Annotated in this window: 22 protein-coding genes; 16 read left to right on the forward strand and 6 right to left on the reverse strand. The window is 38.2% G+C overall.

The annotated features are described in order from the left end of the window. Positions 1-125 precede the first annotated feature (125 nt). Positions 126-1,259: a tetratricopeptide repeat protein gene (locus ACFSR6_RS06510; protein ID WP_379076547.1), complete on the forward strand. Its 1,134-nt coding sequence runs from the start codon at positions 126-128 to the stop codon at positions 1,257-1,259. Positions 1,260-1,405: 146 nt separating this feature from the next. On the opposite strand, the gene ACFSR6_RS06515 is transcribed toward ACFSR6_RS06510, so the two are convergent. Beyond that, positions 1,406-3,625, reverse strand: a complete 2,220-nt coding sequence (locus ACFSR6_RS06515) for an NADP-dependent isocitrate dehydrogenase (protein ID WP_379076549.1) — start codon at positions 3,623-3,625, stop codon at positions 1,406-1,408. Between the two features lie 533 nt (positions 3,626-4,158). Between ACFSR6_RS06515 and ACFSR6_RS06520 the strand changes: the two genes are divergently transcribed. The 5 genes from ACFSR6_RS06520 to ACFSR6_RS06540 all read left to right on the forward strand — a co-directional run bounded on the left by ACFSR6_RS06520 (position 4,159) and on the right by ACFSR6_RS06540 (position 11,337). Next, positions 4,159-5,394 carry an ankyrin repeat domain-containing protein gene (locus ACFSR6_RS06520; RefSeq protein ID WP_379076552.1) on the forward strand — a complete coding sequence of 412 codons (1,236 nt, stop codon included), beginning with the start codon at positions 4,159-4,161 and terminating at the stop codon, positions 5,392-5,394. Positions 5,395-5,403: 9 nt separating this feature from the next. Then, positions 5,404-6,750 (forward strand): ankyrin repeat domain-containing protein, encoded by a 1,347-nt coding sequence (locus ACFSR6_RS06525; RefSeq protein WP_379076555.1) that lies wholly within the window; start codon positions 5,404-5,406, stop codon positions 6,748-6,750. Between the two features lie 161 nt (positions 6,751-6,911). Continuing rightward, positions 6,912-7,484, forward strand: coding sequence for a hypothetical protein (locus ACFSR6_RS06530; RefSeq protein WP_379076557.1), 573 nt, complete (start codon positions 6,912-6,914; stop codon positions 7,482-7,484). A gap of 399 nt (positions 7,485-7,883) precedes the next feature. Next, positions 7,884-9,203 (forward strand): PQQ-dependent sugar dehydrogenase, encoded by a 1,320-nt coding sequence (locus tag ACFSR6_RS06535; RefSeq protein ID WP_379076560.1) that lies wholly within the window; start codon positions 7,884-7,886, stop codon positions 9,201-9,203. Positions 9,204-9,285: 82 nt separating this feature from the next. Beyond that, the gene (locus ACFSR6_RS06540; RefSeq protein ID WP_379076563.1) at positions 9,286-11,337 is read left to right on the forward strand and encodes a TonB-dependent receptor; all 2,052 of its coding nucleotides are present in this window, start codon (positions 9,286-9,288) and stop codon (positions 11,335-11,337) included. 53 nt (positions 11,338-11,390) lie between these two features. Here the strand turns inward: ACFSR6_RS06540 and ACFSR6_RS06545 are convergent, their stop codons facing one another. Beyond that, entirely contained in the window at positions 11,391-11,738 is a 348-nt protein-coding gene (locus tag ACFSR6_RS06545; RefSeq protein ID WP_379076566.1) for a single-stranded DNA-binding protein, read from the reverse strand. 238 nt (positions 11,739-11,976) lie between these two features. Here ACFSR6_RS06545 and ACFSR6_RS06550 point away from each other — a divergent pair, with 238 nt between their 5' ends. The 6 genes from ACFSR6_RS06550 (at position 11,977) to ACFSR6_RS06575 (ending at position 15,127) form a co-directional block, all read left to right on the forward strand. Next, positions 11,977-12,342, forward strand: coding sequence for a hypothetical protein (locus ACFSR6_RS06550; RefSeq protein WP_379076567.1), 366 nt, complete (start codon positions 11,977-11,979; stop codon positions 12,340-12,342). Positions 12,343-12,438: 96 nt separating this feature from the next. Next, entirely contained in the window at positions 12,439-12,777 is a 339-nt protein-coding gene (locus ACFSR6_RS06555) for a n-acetylglutamate synthase (protein WP_379076570.1), read from the forward strand. A 43-nt stretch (positions 12,778-12,820) separates the two neighbouring features. After that, a complete protein-coding gene (locus ACFSR6_RS06560; RefSeq protein ID WP_379076573.1) occupies positions 12,821-13,369 on the forward strand; it encodes a MepB family protein in 549 nt (182 codons plus the stop codon). 79 nt (positions 13,370-13,448) lie between these two features. Then, a complete protein-coding gene (locus tag ACFSR6_RS06565; protein WP_379076576.1) occupies positions 13,449-14,288 on the forward strand; it encodes a methylated-DNA--[protein]-cysteine S-methyltransferase in 840 nt (279 codons plus the stop codon). Positions 14,289-14,294: 6 nt separating this feature from the next. Beyond that, a complete protein-coding gene (locus ACFSR6_RS06570) occupies positions 14,295-14,543 on the forward strand; it encodes an Ada metal-binding domain-containing protein (RefSeq protein ID WP_379076579.1) in 249 nt (82 codons plus the stop codon). Continuing rightward, positions 14,519-15,127 carry an alpha-ketoglutarate-dependent dioxygenase AlkB family protein gene (locus ACFSR6_RS06575; RefSeq protein ID WP_379076582.1) on the forward strand — a complete coding sequence of 203 codons (609 nt, stop codon included), beginning with the start codon at positions 14,519-14,521 and terminating at the stop codon, positions 15,125-15,127. Before ACFSR6_RS06570 ends, ACFSR6_RS06575 begins: the two co-directional genes overlap by 25 nt. A 257-nt stretch (positions 15,128-15,384) precedes the next feature. Here the strand turns inward: ACFSR6_RS06575 and ACFSR6_RS06580 are convergent, their stop codons facing one another. After that, positions 15,385-16,176, reverse strand: a complete 792-nt coding sequence (locus tag ACFSR6_RS06580; RefSeq protein ID WP_379076584.1) for a hypothetical protein — start codon at positions 16,174-16,176, stop codon at positions 15,385-15,387. A 311-nt stretch (positions 16,177-16,487) separates the two neighbouring features. Here ACFSR6_RS06580 and ACFSR6_RS06585 point away from each other — a divergent pair, with 311 nt between their 5' ends. From ACFSR6_RS06585 to ACFSR6_RS06595, 3 genes are all read left to right on the forward strand, one after another. Then, entirely contained in the window at positions 16,488-17,012 is a 525-nt protein-coding gene (locus ACFSR6_RS06585) for a GNAT family N-acetyltransferase (protein WP_379076587.1), read from the forward strand. Positions 17,013-17,087: 75 nt separating this feature from the next. Continuing rightward, the gene (locus ACFSR6_RS06590; RefSeq protein ID WP_379076590.1) at positions 17,088-17,486 is read left to right on the forward strand and encodes an META domain-containing protein; all 399 of its coding nucleotides are present in this window, start codon (positions 17,088-17,090) and stop codon (positions 17,484-17,486) included. A 71-nt stretch (positions 17,487-17,557) separates the two neighbouring features. After that, positions 17,558-18,481, forward strand: a complete 924-nt coding sequence (locus ACFSR6_RS06595) for a YihY/virulence factor BrkB family protein (RefSeq protein WP_379076593.1) — start codon at positions 17,558-17,560, stop codon at positions 18,479-18,481. 150 nt (positions 18,482-18,631) lie between these two features. On the opposite strand, the gene ACFSR6_RS06600 is transcribed toward ACFSR6_RS06595, so the two are convergent. Together ACFSR6_RS06600 and ACFSR6_RS06605 are read right to left on the reverse strand one after the other, a co-directional pair. Next, positions 18,632-19,222: a porin family protein gene (locus ACFSR6_RS06600; protein WP_379076596.1), complete on the reverse strand. Its 591-nt coding sequence runs from the start codon at positions 19,220-19,222 to the stop codon at positions 18,632-18,634. 11 nt (positions 19,223-19,233) lie between these two features. Continuing rightward, entirely contained in the window at positions 19,234-19,530 is a 297-nt protein-coding gene (locus tag ACFSR6_RS06605; protein ID WP_379076599.1) for a hypothetical protein, read from the reverse strand. Positions 19,531-19,664: 134 nt separating this feature from the next. Here ACFSR6_RS06605 and ACFSR6_RS06610 point away from each other — a divergent pair, with 134 nt between their 5' ends. Beyond that, entirely contained in the window at positions 19,665-20,816 is a 1,152-nt protein-coding gene (locus tag ACFSR6_RS06610) for a tetratricopeptide repeat protein (protein ID WP_379076602.1), read from the forward strand. Here ACFSR6_RS06610 and ACFSR6_RS06615 read toward each other — a convergent pair. Beyond that, entirely contained in the window at positions 20,813-21,274 is a 462-nt protein-coding gene (locus tag ACFSR6_RS06615) for a DUF4268 domain-containing protein (RefSeq protein ID WP_379076605.1), read from the reverse strand. The two genes, ACFSR6_RS06610 and ACFSR6_RS06615, sit on opposite strands and share 4 nt — an antisense overlap. Between the last annotated feature and the right edge of the window lie 24 nt (positions 21,275-21,298).

Below are 21,298 nucleotides of genomic sequence, written 5' to 3' on the forward strand. Positions count from 1 at the left end.
AACAATTGCAGGACGAACTTTGCGCACTGGCTTTGTGGAAACTCGAGGAGAATAACCATAACCCTGAACATGCCCGAAATGAGCTCGAGAAGAAAGGGTTAAGTGACGAACAGATCTCCATAATTATGGAAAAAGCAGATTATTTTTTAAAAAATAAAAAAGCTGTTTATTCAGAAGGTATCAACGAAAAGGAATTTAACAGCGAAAGTTATCAAACTGAAATTTTGGATTTTGCTGAAGAAATATATTTTAATAATCAACACAACTATAAAACGGTATATGATCATTTATTAAAAAAGAAATTAAATGATCATCAGGCCAGTCAAACGATAACCAGATTAAAAAACCAGATAGAGTTAAGGGTTAACGATTTTCAGGAGCAACTTGATACAGGTGTCATTTCAGAGATAAAAATAGTGCCTAATTCTGAACACGTCAAAGGGAAAGTGAATGCAGATCAGATCGATCGGTATATTGCTTATGGAGCCTATCAGATGGAAAGAGGTGATCTTGAAAATGCATTGGAGCTTTTTAACAAAGCCCTTGAGCTCGATGAGAACGCAACCTTGGCTTATGCAAATAAAGGCACACTTTATTATAAAAAAGAAGAGTATGAAAAAGCGCAAGAGTTTTATAATAAGGCGCTTAGCATAGAGCCCAATCATGTAAAAATTTTAGAAAGCAAAATGGATCTGCTTTATGATATCATGAATGAAACCAATGAAGCTGATTTCATCGATACTGTAAAATTAATCTTGAAAAATGACCCTAAAAATCCAAATGCCTTAATATACATTGTTCAAATCTATTTAAAAGGAAACGATTTAGATAATGCTTTAAAGTCCCTGACAATATTATTTGAAGATTATTTTAGGGAAAATATCGTAATCCGATTGCTTTTGGATGTTTTTGCACGGTTACCAAAGGATAGAACTTTGACAGAATTTGAAAACATGAAACTACAGATACGTGTTAATGCCCATTATCAGTTAGAATACTGTAAAGGCCTACATTTAAAAGGTATCTATGCTTATGATGAGGCAATTAATGTGTTTGAAGAATTAAACAAACTACATGAATTTTCATGGAATTATTATCAAATAGGTATCATAAAGAACTTACAGGGAAAAACTGAAGAGTGCTTATCATTTTTAAAAAATACATTAAGGCTAGAACCTGATTTAAAAGATGACATGAAGCAATATCCTGAGCTTCAAAACCTGTGGACAGATCCTCAATTTGTGATGATAACAAAATAAACTCTAATCTTTATCTGTTTCTTTCCTATAGAAAAAAGAGTTGTCAACTTTCGTGCAAGGCGCCTATTAAAGTTGACAACTCATAAAAAAGCGTCCTGATTTTTACACCAGGACGCTAATATTTAAAATTTACAACTTAAATTCGCCTACAAAGAAGCCAAAGATGTATTTAATGTTTCACTTGGGCGCATGGCTTTGCTAGCCAGTTCATCATCAGGGTTATAGTAACCGCCAATGTTTTGTGGTTTGCCTTGCGCACCGATCAGTTCTTCGTTAATTTTGGTTTCATTTTCCAATAAGGTTTTAGCCAATGGTGCAAACCTGGCTTTCAGATCAGCATCCTTTGTTTGGGCTGCTAATGCCTCAGCCCAGTATAGGGCTAAATAGAAATGAGAACCCCGGTTATCGATTGTTCCCAGCTTTCTTCCTGGTGATTTATCTGTCGCTAAAAACTTAGCATTGGCTTCATCTAAAGCATCGGCTAATACCTGCGCTTTTGCATTGTTTTGAGTTTGAGCTAAATGCTCTAAAGAAGCCTGAAGTGCTAAAAATTCACCAAGCGAATCCCAGCGCAAATAACCTTCCTCGATAAACTGCTCAATATGTTTTGGCGCAGAACCACCGGCACCGGTTTCGAATAAACCACCACCGTTCATTAATGGAACAATAGAAAGCATTTTCGCTGAAGTTCCCAATTCTAAAATCGGGAATAAATCAGTTAAATAATCACGCAGTACGTTACCGGTAACCGAAATGGTGTCTAAACCTTTACGAATACGTTCCAAAGTAAATTTAGTCGCTTCAACCGGGGCTAAAATGCGGATATCTAAGCCTGTAGTATCGTAATCTTTTAAATAAGTATTTACTTTTGCAATGATTTCTCTATCATGTGCCCTTTTCTCATCTAACCAAAAAACCGCCGGGGTTTCTGATAAGCGCGCCCGGTTTACGGCTAGTTTTACCCAATCCTGAATCGGTGCATCTTTTGTCTGGCACATGCGGAAAATATCACCTTTTTCTACTTTTTGATCGAAAAACACTTTTCCATCAGCATCCGTAACCCGGATAACCCCTGTTCCGGTAGCCTGGAAAGTTTTATCGTGCGAACCATATTCTTCGGCTTTTTGTGCCATTAAGCCTACGTTAGGTACGGAACCTATTGTGGTTACATCAAAAGCACCATGCGCTTTACAATCGTCAATAGTAGCAGTATAAACACCGGCATAAGAACGGTCTGGAATTAAAGCAATGGTATCCTGAAGTTTACCTTCTTTGTTCCACATCTGGCCCGAAGTACGGATCATGGCTGGCATAGAAGCATCAACAATTACATCCGAAGGGACATGCAGGTTGGTAATGCCTTTATCAGAATTTACCATGGCCAAAGCAGGTCCATTTTCAATAGCCTGTGCCAAAGCAGCTTCAATTTCTGCCTGTTTAGGATTACCTGCAATTTTTGCATATACATCTCCCAAGCCATTTCTGGTATCAATGTTAAGCTCCTTGAAAAGATCAGCATATTTGGCAAAAACATCTGCGAAATAAACTTCAACAATGGCACCGAAAATAATGGGATCAGAAACTTTCATCATGGTTGCTTTTAAGTGTGCTGATAATAATACACCAGCTGCTTTAGCTTCAGCAATCTCTTTAGCTACGAAAGTTTTCAATGCCGACAAGCTCAATGCTGAACTATCAATAACCTCTCCGGCTTTTAACGGCGATAAACCTTTTAATTCGGTTACTGTACCATCCGCAGCTACAAATTCAATTTTAAACTGGCTGGCTTCAGCAACGGTGGTAGACTTTTCTGATCCATAAAAATCGCCTTCAGTCATGCTGGCCACTTTAGTTTTTGAATCTGCCGACCATTTACCCATTGAGTGCGGGTTTTGTTTTGCGTAATTTTTAACGGCCTTAGGTGCTCTGCGGTCGGAGTTACCTTCACGTAAAACCGGGTTAACAGCCGAACCTAAAACTTTTGCATATTTAGCTTTAATTGCTTTTTCTTCATCGCTCTGTGCATTCTCCGGATAATTGGGAATGGCATAACCCTGAGCCTGTAACTCGGTAATTGCACCTACCAACTGTGGGATAGAAGCAGAGATATTGGGTAATTTGATGATGTTTGCCTCTGGAGTAGTAGCCAATGCACCAAGCTCTGCCAAAGCATCACCAATTTTTTGGTCGTCTTTTAAATACTCAGGAAAGTTTGCCAAAATTCTTCCTGCTAAAGAAATATCTCTGGTTTCTACATCAATACCCGCTGATGCGGTAAAAGCTTGTACGATAGGTAAAAGTGAATAAGTAGCCAACATTGGCGCCTCATCGGTTTTGGTGTAGATAATTTTTGATGTATTTGACATGTTATATTGATTTTGCTTATTTATTTAATTACCCGATCGGTTCATGGCTTTGTAAACCAATCTTTTTAAAATCGGCTAAAGATAAAATAATCGAATGAATTAAGGAACATCGTAATGTTATTTATGGTTTGGATTGACAATTCATTTATTAAAAACTCATCATCTCCATTGTAATAAAAAGAGATAATGGAACATACTATTGTTTTTGGAGCGCAGGGCTATACGCTATATTTTAAGTTAGTCCTGCTCTCCGCTTTATCCCGATAAAATCGGGGATGCCCGCTCCGATCAAGGCTATATACTCAGGCCTCTGGCACGGAAAACTAACCTAGTAGCAGAAAAATACCCCAACTAAACCTGATCGAACGGATGCCATTTTTCATGGCAGGAAGAAAATAACCAATGAAATACTGTACCCTGCTTTCCAAAAAAATAATCGATTAACAATACATTCATTATCATTCTGATCCATTGCAACATTCCCGATAATTTTTGATTAGGCAGCTTCTTTGGCTAAACTTTTGTAGCGGGAAATGTATATATCTATCTTAAATATTTTAATTGAAATGACCGAAACTACCTTAGATCAACAGTTAAATGCACGTAAATTTGATGAAGCAAAAAGCTCGATGCAAAAAGGCGAAAAACTCTCCAAAAACTTACAAGATTATCAAAAATCATCCATTTTCGATAGCCTCATCCGCGAAAAACAGTATGAGATACTGAATATGATGGTAAAGGATAAAACCATCGAAACCGATATTTATGAATTCGATAATTTTGATAAAAGCATTTTCCAAAGCATTGTGCGCAACCTCGGTAATGATGAGGAAGACATCGCTTTCTTCGAAGAATTTATTGGCTATTTCGATAACCTGAACGATGAGGTAAATGCAAAAACCTTATTGGGTTACCTTTTCGAAAATGGTGTCAGTTTAGGCATCATCAAAGCTTGTATCGATGCCGGATGTACCACAAATTTCAAAAATAATGCAGAAGAAAATTACCTCCATCATGTAGTAAAAAGTAATTTTCGCCGATATAACCTTAATGATGAACAGACTGCCGATCTGCTTAAAGGTTATATCGATATCCTCATTAATGAAGGTATTGACGTAAATGAAGGCAATATTGTACAAGAAACACCTTTAATCATCGCTGTAAAGCTTAACAAGAAAAACTTAATTACACACCTGCTCGAAAATGGAGCAGATCCTAACCAGACCGACCGAGAGGATAACTCAGCCTTCTTTTATGCTGTAGCGCATTCGCAAAATGAAAACATTTATGATATGTTGCGCAATGCTGCCTCCCCCGAGTTTAACCAGCTGAATAAAAAAGGAGGAACACTATTGTTCGAATATGTACGCATGATGCCTAACAGTGAAAGTGGCATTAACTTTCTTAAAAAACTGCTCAACGATGGTGCCGATTTATACCAGCCCGCTACCTGGTACGGCGCAGATAAGACCCCATTGGATGTAATTGTTGAAAAACAAGCCAATATTTTAGAAGCAGTATTGGAAAGCGGACTGGTAGATATCAACAGAACGGATAACGGGGGGAATACCCTGTTGCACAAGGTTTGCGCCTATAATGTAAATTATGAACCAGAAAAGGCCAAGGAAAACTACCGTAAAGTAAAGCTCCTGATTGAAAACGGAGCCGATATTGCGATAAGCAACGATAAAGACCAAACAGCTTTAATGCTGGCATCGGATGATAACCTGAAAATAAAAACTGTTGAACTGCTAATGAAACAATCTTAAAATATGTCAATGTCATTTATAATTGCCTGCGAAAGCGGCAAGCGCAAAATAGCCGAACTTTTATTGGCCAATAACGAAGTAGAAGTAGGTTATACCGACGAGAAAGGAAGAACAGCTTTACATTATGCCGCGCATCATGGTTATTTGGATCTTGTAAAAATTTTAATCGGGCGTGGTGCAGATCTAAATTATGAGGATCATGATGGCGAGACACCTTTTTATTTCGCCTGCCTGCAAAAACAAAAGCAAACTGCACTTTACCTTTTAGACAAAGGTGCCAGGATAGACATTAAAGATCTGAAAGGAAATAGCCTGTTACATTTAACTGCACGGAACGGACAGATTGAAATATTGGAAAAATTGCTTGATGGCGGGCTCGATGTTAACAATGAAAATAACGAAGCAGAAACACCCTTGCTTGTTGCATCGGCCTGGAGAAACAAGGAGATTGTTCAAAAATTACTGGAATTTGGCGCCAATATTAGCACTACGAATAAACATGGCGATTCGCCATTAATTTTTGCGGTTAAAGCTAAAAATTTGCAACTGGTTGAGCTGCTCATTGATAAAGGTGCCGACATCAACCATGTTAACCACAATGGAGAATCTGCACTGTTGCTTGCCTGTTATGATGCCAACCGTATGCTCATCAAAACATTGGTAGAAAAAGGTGCGGATGTATTTGTATCTTCAAAAAATGGCCTATCTCCAATATGGTATGCCTGCGCCAATAACCAAAAAGAAATTGTCGATTTGTTTTTGGCCAATGGTGTTGATGTAAATTATGCCAAACCACTTTCGGGCAATGATGATTCCATGTATTCGTACCTCGAATGGGTAGAAACAGCCAATAACATTTCTATATCTGCCAGTTTCTCTTTCGATAATAATTACAGCTATGGCGGCGAAAGTATGTTGCATGTAGCGGCCAAAAGCGGTCATTTAAGCATGTTAAAGTTATTGCTGGAAAAAGGTGCCAATGTTGATATCCAGGATGAAAGCGGGAATACTGCTTTACACTATGCCGCTGCAAACGGAAAAAAAGATGTGGTTAAATTTTTACTCGAAAAATCTGCCGATCCCTCCATCGTAAACGTGAAAGAACAAAAGGCAATTGATTATTCAAATATTAAGGGCTTTAATGAAATTACCGAACTCTTGCTGAAATACGGCCCTGCGGCCAATTCGAATCCACAAACTACAAGCACTGTACCAAAAGAAAACACTGCGGAAGCTTCAAAAAATGATATGGCTAAAAAAAAACAGGCATTATTAGACTTAAAAGAGTTATTAGATGCCGGGATTTTATCGCAGGAAGAATTCGATGCAGAAAAAGCGAAGGTTTTGAAAGGCTGAGAATAATCCCGCAGTTGATCGTCATGAATAAGCAACTTGCAACGATTATTATATTGAAAAATATTGTCAAATAAATTTTTGTTATAAATTTACATCAACAGATTTTCCTGATCACAAAATATAAAACGGATCAGGAAAATCCGGCATTAACGCTCACACAAATGAAACGCAGTCCTAAAATCAGCCTCCTAATAAGTTCCATTCTCTTCCTTTCTATTGTTATATATGCCTGTTCTCCTAAATTGTATGTTGACGAAAATAAGCGTTATGAGGCCGGTACATTAACCGGTAAACAAATCGATTCGCTACATTTTTTCTTAAAACAAAACGAAAGGCTAGCTTTAAAAGACACCATCATTATTAAATACGATTTCAATAAAGATGACTGCTGGAAAGAGCTTAGCTACCAGAATGCAGAATTTCTGAACAATGTAAGATGGACCTTTCAAAAAAACATTCTCGAAAAAGCCGAAGCCAGGCCAAAAGTTGCCATTTACCAATACCGGGAAGAAGGTAAAAGTTTCAGCCCAATTAAATCAAAGGGCTTAGAAATAGAAACCGATCCGGGATTTCTTAAAAAATTATTATTCAAAGAGGTTACTTCTTGCGGAACCTCAGCAATTATTCTGCCTAACGGGAAGTTTCTGTTGGTAAAATCAGATCCGCAATTTTCTGCACTGATATTAAACGCTAATGATATCGAAAAGAAATTACAGGAAAACCTGGTTAAATAAATGCCAGGAAAAAATCAGGTTGCGTTAAAAACGATTTAACAAAATTTAACTAAAAAGTTAGGTGTAATATTGTAATTTAGTTTCGTTAACCGTTTCAAAATCAGCAATTGTAAATGTACGCTCAAAATCTTCTACCACACTATCGTGATCTTAAAAGCATCATCTTTCAATGGTCGGGCTTCGTTAACAATCCATAACTTAATTTTAAAAGAATAAGATACTTTCCTGTTAACCAAAGTATTGAACCAGGAAAAATGATATGCGCTCTCAAGGGAAGGTACTCCAGGGTACTTTCCTTTATTATTTTAGCCTTGTCACAATTATACGCGCACTAAAACTTATCCCAGTTTTTCAATGTTACGCTTTTAAAGACAAATTATTGATTAAAAACCAGTTAACATGAAAAACAAGATTTTTTATACATCAATGCTTTTTACTGCAATACTTTTTGGATGCCAATCCAATTCTAAATCACAAAAACAGGGAGAAGATACGACTATAAAAACTAAAACCGGGGCAGTAGATTTGCCTGCCCCTGACACCAATGCTTCTAAAAGTAAATTCAGCAAGGTAATTGGCTGGCCCGATGGAAAAACACCTATTGCCCCGGAAGGCTTTGTAGTAATCAAATTTGCCTCCAACATTAAAAGTCCGCGAAATATCTATATTACGCCTAATGGCGATGTACTCGTAGCACTTTCCAACTCAGAAAGAAGTACAGCAGAAAAAATTGCGAATACTGTAACGGGCAAGGCAAAATCAGAAGTACCTGGAAAAAGTGCCAATACTATTCTCCTTTACCGCGATGAGGATAAAGATGGCAAACCGGAAATGGTGACCACCTTTTTAAATGGGCTGAACCAGCCATTCGGCATGCTGATTATCGGTAATTCATTTTATGTAGCCAATACTGACGGCCTATGGCAATACCCTTATAAAACGGGCGACACCAAAATAACTGCAGCAGGTAAAAAGATCCTGGGTCTTCCGGCTGGTGGGTACAACAATCACTGGACAAGAAACCTGATCGCCAATACCGATAAAAGCAAAATTTACATAACTGTTGGATCTGGCAGTAATGTAGGTGAAAATGGAATGGAAAACGAGGTAAGAAGGGCCTGTATATTGGAAGTGAACCCGGATGGAAGCGGCGAAAAAATTTATGCCAGTGGTTTGCGAAATCCCGTTGGGATAGCTTGGGCTCCCTCAACCAATATGCTTTGGACAGCCGTTAACGAGCGCGATGGCCTTGGTGATGACCTGGTTCCAGATTATATTACCAGCGTTAAACAAGGTGCTTTTTACGGTTGGCCTTACTCCTATTACGGCCAAAATGAAGATCCTCGCTTAAAAGGTCAAAACCCCAAAATGGTTAAAGAAGCCATTGCTCCTGATGTGGCAGTTGGTGCACATACCGCATCTTTAGGGTTAGCTTTCTATAAAAGCAACAAGTTTCCACAAAAATACCAGGGAGGTGCATTTATTGGTCAACATGGCTCATGGAACCGGTCGGCGATTTCTGGCTATAAAGTAGCTTTTGTCCCCTTTAAAGATGGCAAACCAACAGGAAAACCTGAAGATTTTTTAACTGGTTTTATAGCCAATCAGGATAAGGCAGAAGTTTATGGTCGCCCGGTTGGGGTTACCCTTACACCAGATGGTGCCCTATTGGTTGCAGACGATGTTAGCGGTGTGATCTGGAAAGTAATAGCAAAATAATTTATAATTAGCCACAGATTAGCAGAATATGCAGTAAATTTATTCGCCGGTTTGTGGCTATATTACTAATCCCTTTTCTACCTTGAAATCGAACTTTACTATACTGTTTACCTTATTTTTTTTCACTGGCTTAGCGCAGACCCTTAAACCCGATTCTATCAAAAAACTCGAAGAAGTTACCATAAAAGGCTATTATAATCACCAAAGCTTACTTAGGTCAGTATCGGCTGTAAACCTGGTAGATAGTAGCTTAATAAAAAACCAACCCAGCAGTTCACTGGTGAGCATGTTAAATACCGTAACAGGGGTACGTATGGAAGAGCGTTCGCCAGGCAGCTATCGTTTATCGCTCCGTGGCAGTCTGCTTCGATCTCCTTTTGGCATTCGAAATATTAAAATTTACATTGATGATTTCCCCTTAACCGATGCAGGTGGAAATACTTACCTAAATGCTTTAGATGCTGCTTCGGTAGGTACAATGGAAATTTATAAGGGACCAGAAGCCAGCATTTTTGGTGCAAGTACAGGTGGTGCTATTTTGATTAATACACCTGGTATAAACCAAAATGAAATTAATATTTCAGCTATTGGGGGCTCCTACGGTCTCTTTCATCAAACTGCATCAATTAAACGGCTATATAAAAAGTATAGTTTCAGCTTTAGCGAAGGATACCAGAGAAGTGATGGATATCGACAAAACAGTGCTATGGATAGAAAATATTTTCAAACGTTACAACAATGGAATTATAATAATGCCGGTAGTTTAAAGGCTTTTATTTTTTACAGCGATTTAGGCTACCAAACACCAGGGGGATTAACAGCAGCACAATTAGATCAAAACCCTAAACTGGCCCGCCCGGCAACAGCAACATTACCCGGTGCCATTTCGCAGCAGGCAGCCATTTACAATAAAACTATTTTTGGGGGAATATCCAATTCCTACCAGATCAGCCAGGGGCTAAAGCACGTTATTGCTTTATTCACTTCTTATACCGATTTCAAGAACCCTTTTATTACCAATTACGAACAGCGATATGAAAGTACACTTGGATTAAGAACATTTTTGGAATATGCCCGGACAAAAAAAGACTTTAAATTTAATGCTCAGATTGGATTGGAACACTCTGCGACCAAAAGTCAGATTAAAAATTTTAATAACAAAGGTGGTGAAGCTACTGCAATGCAGGCTTCAGACCGCTTAAGAGCTGGCCAGGATTTTGCCTACTTAAGATTAAACTTCGATATCAACAATAAATTCCTGATCGAACTTGCTTCAAGTTTAAATTTCTACGGGTACAACTACGAAAGTTATTTCCCTATTGTTATTGCTTCAAAACAAAGAAAATTCGATACCCAGTTTATGCCAAAGGCAGCTGTATCTTATCTGATCACCTCTGATTTTTCGGCAAGGGCTTCGATCAGCAAAGGTTATTCGCCACCAACCATTGCCGAGGTAAGGTCGTCTGACAACAACATCAACAATAACCTACAGGCAGAATTGAGCTGGAACTATGAAGCCGGCTTGCGTTACAAAACCAAAAACAACCGTTTTTATACTAATGTAAATCTATTCAGTTACCATTTGAAGGATGCCATTGTGAGAAGATTAAATCAAAACGACACGGAGTATTTCACCAATGCTGGTGGAACCAAGCAGCGGGGAATTGAGTTGGAAACTGCCATCTGGGTCATCAGTAACAGCACGTCATTTTTAACAGGCTTACAATGGAAAAGCAGTTATACCTACAGTCATTTCAGGTTTGACGATTTTGTAAGCGGCTCATCTACTTACAGCGGGAATAAACTCACTGGCGTTCCAGAAAGTATTTTAGTAAATAGTTTGGAATTCAATTTCCCCAAAACCGTCTACTTTTTTATTCAACATAATTATACTTCAGCCATTCCCTTAAACGACGCCAATACTGTCTTTGCAAAGAGATACCACCTCGTTGAAAGCAAATTGGGGATGAGAAATTTAAGCATCAGCAAAACCCGTTTAGATGTATTTGCAGGCGTGAATAATCTTCTTAATGTGAACTACAGTTTGGGTAACGATTTAAATGCGGCAAATGGCAGGTATTTTAACCCCGCTGCCAAAATCAATTTTTACACTGGCCTATCTGTTAAATTATAATTTTAAACCACATCATATCAACTAGAGCCGTACATGATGTGGTTTATTTTTATTTAATAAGCTCTTTGCTTTTCGTTCCCCCTGATGATGAGGTCGCTAACTGCAATATCTACCGAATAACGCTTTTTCCCATCCTTACCATCGTACCTGTTTGCCTGTAACCTGCCTTCTACCGTTAAGCCAGTGCCCTTTTTAATCTGCGCCTCGGCAATTTCGGCTTTAGCATTCCAAAAAGTTAAATTAAACCATTGTACTCTTTTTACTTCCTCGCCTGCATCATTTCTATAGGTTTCGTTTATGGCCAGGTTAACTCTTGCTAATTTTTGACTTCCAAAAGTTTTAACCTCTGCGTCTGCTCCTGCAAATCCACTCAATACGACTTTGTTAATTGCACTTTCCATGATCTTTAAATTTTAAGTTTCTAAATGTTTAACGAACAGTCATCACCTCGACAACCGACAGAACAAAATTGCAAACCAGACCAAAAATTAGTCGGATTGTAAACATTTATAGTCGTTTATAAACGTTTATACACGGATAATATGCTTTTAAAGCTTCACTATGATGTTTTATATTTTTTTTATTCCACAGTTTATTTTATAAATTAGACCATCATCCCATAATAAAAAAGAAATTATTATGGAACGTTTATGTTTAGACTGCGGAGCCCTGATCAGAGGAAGGGCCGATAAAAAATATTGTGACGATTCTTGCCGTAACAATTACAACAACCGATTAAAGAGTAACGATAATCTCGTGATTAAAAGGGTAAATAATATACTAAAAAAGAATCGTGCCATCCTTGCTGCCCTTAATCCAAATGGTAAAACCAAAGTTACCAGTAAAAAGCTAATTTCGGCAGGGTTTAATTTTGAATACCATACCTATAGTTATGAAACCCAAAATGGGAATACCTATATTTTCTGTTATGAATACGGTTATCTGATTTTAAATGAAGACAGTTATCTGCTTGTAAAAAAAGAGGATAAGCTTTGGTTGGCCTAGTTCAAAATCCTTGGTGTGCATGATTAACATCTAAAATTTGATGAGGCTGGCATATGACTTTTTTATTCAAGAGGAGATGGTTAATTTTATCAACAAATGATAAACTATAACAACAAACTTTTTAAACCCGTAAAAAATACAGAAAACGGCGAAACATCAGATGAAACCATTTTTAGGTATCGGCAAACAGGAAATATCCTAACTGCTGAATACAAGGGCGGAAAAATTATTTTTGGCCACTTGATCGGCCTGGTTGATGAAAACGGCAACATCGAAATGCGTTATCACCAGGTAAATAATCAAGGTGAACTAATGACGGGAATCTGCAATTCAAAGCCAGAACAATTAGCCAATGGCAAAATTAGACTTCACGAAACCTGGCAGTGGACATCAGGAGATCAATCGAAAGGACAATCGATCATTGAAGAGCAATAAGCTTAATTACAAATAGATTTCCATCCCAATTTGCAAGCCCAATATGCCTCTAGAAGAAACTCTTATAAATCGAATATCATCTATATTACTGACCGCATCCAATTCAGTTTACGACCCGCTTAATTATCAAATAAATAACCTACAAATCGAAAATGAAAGTCAGGAATATGCGGCCTGTACATTTGAGCTAAATAGCCTAAAAATCAAACACCGCCTTTCTAAAATCACCCCAACCAAGACCGGGCAATTTGTAACCATATGGAAACGGAATGAAGCAGGAATTACTTCTCCGTTTACTGATCAGGATGAATTTGATCTATTGATTATATCTGTTAATAGTGCCCATAGATCTGGCCAGTTCATTTTTCCAAAAGTCATATTGGCACAACATAAAATTATTACGGCAAAAGGAATAGAAGGTAAAAGAGGTATTAGGGTTTATCCGCCCTGGGATACAGTAACAAATAAACAGGCAGAGAAAACCCAACAGTGGCAAGCACCTTATTTTCTTAATATAGACATCAACGGAAATACCGATCTTGCAAAAGCAAAGGAATTAATTGGCAACGGAATTAAATCAACCGGGTTTTAAAATTCGATTAAACTGAGCAAGTTTCGGGTGGTTTGCCGTCCCCTTCCAAACTACTTTTGGATCTACATTATTCAAGACCATGAAAGCACAAGAAGAAATCAATTTCAACCGGATAGCAAAGGCTATAAGTTATATTAAGGCTAATTTTAAAACACAGCCTGGTTTAGAAGAAATTGCAGAGAAAGTAAACTTAAGCCCCTTTCATTTCCAAAGATTATTTAGCGAATGGGCAGGCACTACCCCTAAACGTTTTTTGCAATACATTAGCATCGGCTATGCCAAAGAAATGTTGAAAGAAAACCAAAGTTTATTCGATACCGCATTGGAAACCGGATTATCAGGAACCAGCAGGTTACACGATCTTTTTGTAAACATTGAAGGCATGACACCTGGCGAATATAAAAATGGTGGCGAAAACCTTTACATCAACTATAGCTTTGCCGAAAGCCCGTTTGGAAACATTATTGTAGCCAGCACCTCTAAAGGAATCTGCCACATCGCCTTCTACGACGACGAAAACAGCGCTTTAGCCAATCTGCAACGCCAATTCCCGGCAGCCCGGTACCAGCAGATACTGGATAAAGAGCAACAAAATGCTTTATATATTTTCAGTCACGATTGGAGCAAATTACACCAGATTAAACTGCACTTAAAAGGGACTGATTTCCAGTTGAAGGTTTGGGAAGCCCTGTTAAAAATTCCTATGGGCAGATTAGCAACTTATGGTAGCATTGCAAAACAATTACAAAATCCAAATGCATCAAGGGCGGTAGGCACTGCAATTGGCGATAATCCAGTGGCCTTTCTTATTCCTTGCCACCGGGTAATACAATCAAGTGGTGCTTTGGGTGGCTATCATTGGGGAGTAAACAGAAAAACGGCCATGATTGGCTGGGAAGCAGCAAAAACCAACGTTTAAGCCTGCATGATCAAACACATCGATATTTCAACAGAAGAATTAAAAAAGCATTTTAAAAACAAAGATATTTGCTTTGGCGGAAATGCGAGATTGAAGATTTACGGACGACTTAAATGCAGATCGGGAAAGCGCATGAAGAAAGAAAACCGCGTATTTTTTCCTTCTGCAGAGGAAGCGCTTCAACACGGCTATCGTCCGTGTGGACATTGCTTAAAAACAGCATATCAACAATGGATTTATTCAACACCAAGATAGATATTAACCAAAATCTGCTCCCACATGGCGGAACAGTGAATTATTATGGCAAATTATTTCAGGTATCAGAAGCCGATCATTATTTTAATATGCTGATGAACACCATTGAATGGAAAAACGACGAAGCTTTTATTATGGGCAAACACATCGTCACCAAAAGAAAAGTTGCCTGGTATGGGGATGAAGCCTATTCTTACACCTACTCTAACAAATCTAAAATGGCCTTACCATGGACAAAGGAATTATTGGAGCTAAAAAAGATCTCGGAAGAGCAAACCGGCACTACATTTAATTCCTGTTTACTTAATTTATACCACAATGGTGATGAAGGCATGGCTTACCATAGCGACGACGAAAAAGCTTTAGCTAAAAATTCTGCCATCGCCTCGTTAAGTTTTGGAGCAGAGAGGAGGTTTCTTTTCAAACACAAAAAAACCAAAGAAACAGTTACCTTGTTTTTGGAGAACGGAAGTTTACTGGTGATGAAGGATGAAACACAAACGAACTGGTTGCACCGGTTGCCCCCTACCAAAAAGGTAAGTAAGCCACGTATAAACCTTACCTTTAGAACAATGGTGGTTTAGGTTATAGGACCGTCATTTCGAGCGGGGTATAAATACAGCCGAGAACCACATAGTACTCAGCGAAACTAAATCTACTTAGACAGATCTCTCCATTCCGTTCTCTCCAGTCGAGATGACGATCTTTGTCTTGGAATCTGTTAACAATAATGCTTTTTGCTCCGGAATGATAAAAGGCCTTCGACAAGCTCAGGCTGACAGTAATTTTAATTTGAGTTATTGGCCACTATAGTTCTGGCCAATAACTTCTTCAAAAAATCTTAATGCTTAAACTCCTTGATATCTACAATGCGGTCATCATCAGCATTTTTCTTCAAAAAAGAAGTCCCATGCTCATTTGGTACCCAGGTATAGTCTCTTTGGACATTTCCTACCAGGGTTTCAGGCTGACTGGTTAATGATGCTGGCAAAGGCAGGTTAAAGGTTTCTCCGGTTTTGGTATTTACCTGGTATAAGCCGTTAGCCGTTAGAAATGCCAATGTAGTTTTATCGCCCGAATACATAAAGAATTTCCCCTGGATCCGTTCCTCTTCTTTCTGGCGCTTAATCGGGTAAACCCTTGAGTTAATTGTAGTGATAAAAAAATCGTTGTTTACCAACAGATTGCTCCTGGTTAACTCTTCTAACCCGTTTGTATACTTTTTATCTTCGGCACCTTTTGATGGTTTGTTCAAACTCACCACTTCCGTATTTCCGCCATTAACATAAATAATATAAAATGGATCCATTTTATCTTTCCCATTAGCGCTCTGTACCAACACCGCTGTTTTTTGTGTATTGATAAAAGAAGCAAGCTTAAATTTCTTGGTTTCAGTATTCGGTGCATCATCAATCGTAATGGTTGTATCCTTAAAATTAATGGCAAAACGATCGGCAGAAGCTATTTTTCCGGAATCAGTTTTTACAATGGTTAATATGTCTTTTGTTGATTTTGGAAACACATTAAAATCATCACTCACCGCAAATGCGCGTGCTTTAAAAGTTTTCTCTGAAGGGCCTCCACAGCCAAATAAAACAACGGAAAGAAAAAGTGCATAAAGCGTAATTTTCATAGGTATAGCTATTTATTTTTTGCTAATTTATAATCTTTCTGGCTTTTCTGTTGTTAAAGTCACCAGAAAATTACCGCTTTTTGTTAAAAACTTAATCAGCACCAGTTCTAGCATATTTTAAAGGTACAGAGATCGCAGGGCAGGCCTTTCCATTAACCATTCCAATTCTTATCAATTGCGCATTTCTCCTTAAAATCTGTAGGAATAAAAGCTCATGGCCTACTAGCAACCCCTATGACTTCAAAGGGTCAGCCAAAACTAAGTTCTTCCATAAATTATCTTATTTTTGACCAACCCCACCATAATTGATTATGAAAGTTTTTGCAGAAACGGAGCGATTAATTTTACGCGAATTACTGCCACAAGATGCTGCAGGTATGTTTGAGATGGATGGTGATCCTGAAGTACACCTTTTTTTAGGTAATAAACCTGTTCAATCCATAGAACAAAGCAAAGCAGATATTGAGTTTATAAGAAATCAATATATCGAAAACGGAATCGGCAGATGGGCCGTGATGGAGAAATCGACCGGTAATTTTATGGGTTGGGCGGGGTTGAAACTGATTAAAGAACCGATCAATAATCATTATAACTATTACGATCTGGGGTACCGGTTCAGCAAGCGTTTTTGGGGCAAGGGCTATGCCACAGAAGCAGCCATAGCGGCAAGGGATTATGGATTTAATGAACTAAAATTGGATGAGATTATTGGTATTGCAGATACGAATAACCTGGGCTCTATTCATGTTCTGGAAAAAGTAGGCTTAAAACGGATCTCTATTTTCAATTACGGTGGCATAAAACATTATTGGATGAAGATTGAAAAATCAGTTTAGCTTTATCAAAAGCCGATTTCAGCTTTATTGGTTTAGTTTTTGATGTTAATAAGAAAATCACTAAATCTTATTGTCATGAAACACCTTATCTACTGTGGAATATTGATCTTGTTATTGAGTTCTTGTAAAGAGAAATTAGACCCGGCAAACTTTACCAATACCAGGTGGGAGCTAACAGAACTACCGGGTTTAACCTTGCCTGCATCAGCAAAAGCAACACTAAACTTTGCCGACAGTTTAAAAATAAGTGGAAAATCTTTTTGTAACGGCTATGGTGGCCGTGCAGAAATTGCAGATAATAAGATCACGGTTAAAAATGTTTTCGGAACAAAAATGTTCTGTCAGGAAACCGATGCAGCAGAACGCTCATTCCTGCATGCCTTAAACCAGGTAAATAGCGCTAAATTGGCCGACAATAAGCTTTACCTCCTTAATGGCGATAAAACATTACTGGTTTTCACAAAAACAAACTAGAATCTCACAATCAAAAAGGCTGAATAAAGTATTTTTGCTATTTTCGGCCCTTTGAGTTTAACGCAGGAATAATGCCATCGATAACAAAAGATCTGAAGTTCTTTTTCTCAACCATAAAGAATGCATTTAATTTATTTCAACAGAATGATCCTTTACGCCTGGCTGGAGCAACTGCCTTTTTCACCAATTTTGCCTTACCACCTATCCTCATTATCCTGATCAGACTTTTCGGTTTGTTTACCGATAGAAGATTATTGGCTACGCACCTATTCGAACGTTTGGCCAATATACTCGACAATGAAAGTATTTTACAGATCAGAACTACGTTAAGAAATATCAGGGGCATCGACCAGGCCTGGTACGTTACGCTGTTCAGTTTTATATTTTTTCTCTTTGTGGCCACCACTTTGTTCAACGTCATCAAAAACTCTTTGGAACAGATCTGGAATATTGGTCAGAAAGATAAAAAAGGCATTATCAGTACACTCAAATCAAGGGCAATATCGGTTACCATTATCCTGTTGGCTGGAATATTGTTTTTTATCGGGTTGTTAGCCGATAGTGTACAGGCTTATATTGGCGCTTACCTAAAAAATGGGGCACCCTCTATTGGTTTAATTTTAACCTCCGTAATCAATCAGCTGGTATTCGTGCTGATTGTAACCACCTGGTTTACTATCTTATTCAGGTACTTAACCAACGGCAGACCAACCTGGAGGGCAGCCATCTCTGGCGGATTGCTAACCGGATGCCTGTTTACTGCCGGTAAATATATTTTAAGGATTTTGTTACCTTTGAGCAATATCAGTAATATTTACGGATCAGCAGGATCAATTATCGTAATTATGCTGTTTGTATTCTACTCTTCGCTGATATTTTACTTCGGTGCATCTTTTATTAAAGCACTCAGCATTGGCAGATCCACTCCCATTATACCGAAAAACGGATCGTTTGCTTACGAGCTTACTGAAGTTGAACTGGAAAAGGAGGATTAAAAAGATAGGCAGATAAATTGAATTTATCTGCCTATTACGTAATTAACTTTACTAAACCAGAATCGTCATGCTGAACTTGTTTCAGCATCCTTCTTAATCAAAGACCCTGAAATAAATTCAGGGTGATGTAGTTTGAGTAAAATCGACTAATTACAAAATCCTGTAACCTAAGCCAATTGTAAATAAATTTAACTTAGTACCTGGATAACCAGCTTTATTGATTTTAGATAAACCCAGTTCGTAACGGGCATCAAAACTCAGCTTTTTAATGTCAAGTCCGGCACCAAACTGCCAGGCCAGCGCCTGATTTTTAAAATCGGCACGGAATACACTTCCTGCAGCCTGGCTGAAACTCTGGTTTTCGTCTAAAATCAATGAAAACATGGGGCCTGTGTTTAAGCGCACGCCAATACCCGCAGCACCGAATTTAGTTCCCACCAATAAAGGTACATCTAAACTTGTAAAACGCACTTTATTTACCTCACCTGTTGCATCGCTCACCAGATTTGCTTTTTTGCCCGAAATATACAGCTCCGGTTGGAAGTAAATGCCTGCAGCACCTACCCTCGCCCAAAGGCCACCATAAAAACCCGTCCGGTTTTCACTGCTAAACGTGTTATCACTATCAAATTTCGAAAAATTTGCACCAGCTTTAATCCCCAATTGGAAAGAAGGCAGCACCTGTGCACTTGCAAATAGGCCTACCATTAAAAATGCAACGGTTAAAGATAAAAATTTCATATACAGTTAATTTAGTTTGTGGCATTGTTAATGGCTTCCTGTTCTTTTAAAGCCTCAACATTGTTTTTATCGCCAAAGTTTTGTGTTTTACCTGCAAAGTAATCTAAAATTCCTGAAATAGTATCTAAGTTATCAGCTAAATTTTGATGTACATCAGGTAAATCTTTTTCAAGGCGCTTATCGCCCAGCTCGATATTATCTACTTCAATTTTTCCGATTTTCTGAATAAGTGCCTGCTGAGAGTTTTGCAGATCTTCCAATTCACGCACTATTTTTTCCATTAATTCAAACTTCTTTAAAGTATTCATAGGTTCTTATTTTTAAGTTCAACTATTCTGTATAAACCGTTTAGCACTTATTTTGTTTGATTTCACCTATTTTTTTAATGAGCTGATTTGGAAACCTCATAAATAACTAATAAATTAGTTTAAAATTATCCATTATGAAAATCCTGTTTGTATTCTTCGCATTCTTTGGTTTAAACCTTACACTTTTCGCCCAAAATGTGCCAGCGGTAGATAAGGAAAAGCTTTTCGATTTCTACCAATCGCAGCGTTATGCAGAGGCCGCCCAATACCTGAAAAGTGTTTATGCCAACAGTCAGGATGATTTTAAAACCCTAAGCCAGATCGGTTATTGTTTTTTAATGGCGGGTAACAACCTGGAAGCAGAAAATTCTTACAGCAAAGCCTATGTCCTGCAGCCCAAAAACCTCTCCATTCTTTTTAGTTTGGGCAGCATCAATACCAAAAGGGGAAATACCGAAAAAGCCAAAAAATATTATGGGGAAATTGTACAGATAGACAGTACCAATTTTAATGTGTACAAACTGTTAGCCAATCTTTATCCATTGCCAACAGATTCAATGAAACTCGTTTACCTCCTTAAAGCAAACCGGATTAATCCCTCGGAGGGTGATGTTGCTGCAGACCTGGCAGAAGTTCATGCTACATATCAGCAATATGAAAAGGCTTATGATGTACTCGACATAGCCATTAAGGCAGATAGCGACAACCTGATACTCCAAAGGGCGAAACTCCCGATCGCCAATCAGCTTAAAAAATATGCAGAGGTAATTGCCTCCGGCGAAAAGCTATTAAAAGACGGTGCTGATGCAGGGGTAATAAAAGATGTGGCTAAAGCCAACTATTATACCAAAAAATACCAAAAAGCCATCGATCTTTTTAAACTGCTTGAAGCGGCAGCGATGCAAAATGAAGCCACCCTGTATTATACCTCTCTCTGTTACCGGGCATTGAAAAATTATGCACAAGCTGCTGCTTACACCCAAAAAACGATCGATGAGGCCATTTCGCCAAATACTTCGAGTTATTATTCCTTATTAGGACTGATTTATGAAGAAAATAATCAATTGAGCCTGGCGAATGCCGCCTATAAAAAAGGGTTTCAATTTAAAGTCGTTCCGGCCTTGTACTATCGTATGGCCGTATTTTATGATACACGCTTAAAACAGGGGAAAAATGCACTTAAATATTATAACCTGTATTTAAAAAGCAAACCAAGCCCGACAGCGGATAAACAGGAAATCAAATTTACAAAAGACAGGATTGCACAGCTTAATCTGACGGATTAAACAAGGTCTTCGAAAACAGGCTTTACATTGTCCCAAAATTCATCGAGTGCCATTATCCTGGGTTTAAAAAAGGAAATCAGTTCTGGCCAATGCTGTTGGTTAAATATGCTTACTCCGCTAATGCTGGTGGAAATTAAAGAAACCGTTTTCCCGAAATCATCCGTTGAATCTTTGATCCAGTCCCAATCTTCGTTTAAGGTATTGGTAAACATAAGTTTAAATTCCTCAAACTGTTCAAATATGAGGTGCCTGATACCAGTATCAGGATGTGAAAGCTGGATGCTGATAAAAGCCTTTTTACCATCAACATCCATTTTAAAGAAGATATTCTTCACCCCGGTTTTATAATTGGTCCAGTTTACGGTAGAACCACTGGCTGAGGGAACGGGTTTCATGTATTGCCCGAAACTGATCCAAAACTGTTGACGTAACCTTGCCGATTCTTCTTTACTGTACATTTAATTTTAGCATTGAGCAGGATA

Source organism: Pedobacter vanadiisoli, from assembly GCF_042684385.1.
Classification (GTDB): Bacteria; Bacteroidota; Bacteroidia; order Sphingobacteriales; family Sphingobacteriaceae; genus Pedobacter; species Pedobacter vanadiisoli.

Excerpts from the sequence above, each read along its gene's own strand:
- ACFSR6_RS06570 (WP_379076579.1), top strand. The coding sequence starts at position 14,295 with ATGATCAAACACATCGATATTTCAACAGAAGAATTAAAAAAGCATTTT.
- ACFSR6_RS06610 (WP_379076602.1), top strand. The coding sequence starts at position 19,665 with ATGAAAATCCTGTTTGTATTCTTCGCATTCTTTGGTTTAAACCTTACA.
- ACFSR6_RS06520 (WP_379076552.1), top strand. The coding sequence starts at position 4,159 with ATGTATATATCTATCTTAAATATTTTAATTGAAATGACCGAAACTACC.
- ACFSR6_RS06615 (WP_379076605.1), bottom strand. The coding sequence starts at position 21,274 with ATGTACAGTAAAGAAGAATCGGCAAGGTTACGTCAACAGTTTTGGATC.
- ACFSR6_RS06535 (WP_379076560.1), top strand. The coding sequence starts at position 7,884 with ATGAAAAACAAGATTTTTTATACATCAATGCTTTTTACTGCAATACTT.
- ACFSR6_RS06580 (WP_379076584.1), bottom strand. The coding sequence starts at position 16,176 with ATGAAAATTACGCTTTATGCACTTTTTCTTTCCGTTGTTTTATTTGGC.
- ACFSR6_RS06555 (WP_379076570.1), top strand. The coding sequence starts at position 12,439 with ATGATAAACTATAACAACAAACTTTTTAAACCCGTAAAAAATACAGAA.
- ACFSR6_RS06595 (WP_379076593.1), top strand. The coding sequence starts at position 17,558 with ATGCCATCGATAACAAAAGATCTGAAGTTCTTTTTCTCAACCATAAAG.
- ACFSR6_RS06515 (WP_379076549.1), bottom strand. The coding sequence starts at position 3,625 with ATGTCAAATACATCAAAAATTATCTACACCAAAACCGATGAGGCGCCA.
- ACFSR6_RS06600 (WP_379076596.1), bottom strand. The coding sequence starts at position 19,222 with ATGAAATTTTTATCTTTAACCGTTGCATTTTTAATGGTAGGCCTATTT.
- ACFSR6_RS06575 (WP_379076582.1), top strand. The coding sequence starts at position 14,519 with ATGGATTTATTCAACACCAAGATAGATATTAACCAAAATCTGCTCCCA.
- ACFSR6_RS06510 (WP_379076547.1), top strand. The coding sequence starts at position 126 with ATGGAAAAAGCAGATTATTTTTTAAAAAATAAAAAAGCTGTTTATTCA.
- ACFSR6_RS06605 (WP_379076599.1), bottom strand. The coding sequence starts at position 19,530 with ATGAATACTTTAAAGAAGTTTGAATTAATGGAAAAAATAGTGCGTGAA.
- ACFSR6_RS06550 (WP_379076567.1), top strand. The coding sequence starts at position 11,977 with ATGGAACGTTTATGTTTAGACTGCGGAGCCCTGATCAGAGGAAGGGCC.
- ACFSR6_RS06530 (WP_379076557.1), top strand. The coding sequence starts at position 6,912 with ATGAAACGCAGTCCTAAAATCAGCCTCCTAATAAGTTCCATTCTCTTC.
- ACFSR6_RS06565 (WP_379076576.1), top strand. The coding sequence starts at position 13,449 with ATGAAAGCACAAGAAGAAATCAATTTCAACCGGATAGCAAAGGCTATA.
- ACFSR6_RS06560 (WP_379076573.1), top strand. The coding sequence starts at position 12,821 with ATGCCTCTAGAAGAAACTCTTATAAATCGAATATCATCTATATTACTG.
- ACFSR6_RS06525 (WP_379076555.1), top strand. The coding sequence starts at position 5,404 with ATGTCATTTATAATTGCCTGCGAAAGCGGCAAGCGCAAAATAGCCGAA.
- ACFSR6_RS06590 (WP_379076590.1), top strand. The coding sequence starts at position 17,088 with ATGAAACACCTTATCTACTGTGGAATATTGATCTTGTTATTGAGTTCT.
- ACFSR6_RS06585 (WP_379076587.1), top strand. The coding sequence starts at position 16,488 with ATGAAAGTTTTTGCAGAAACGGAGCGATTAATTTTACGCGAATTACTG.
- ACFSR6_RS06545 (WP_379076566.1), bottom strand. The coding sequence starts at position 11,738 with ATGGAAAGTGCAATTAACAAAGTCGTATTGAGTGGATTTGCAGGAGCA.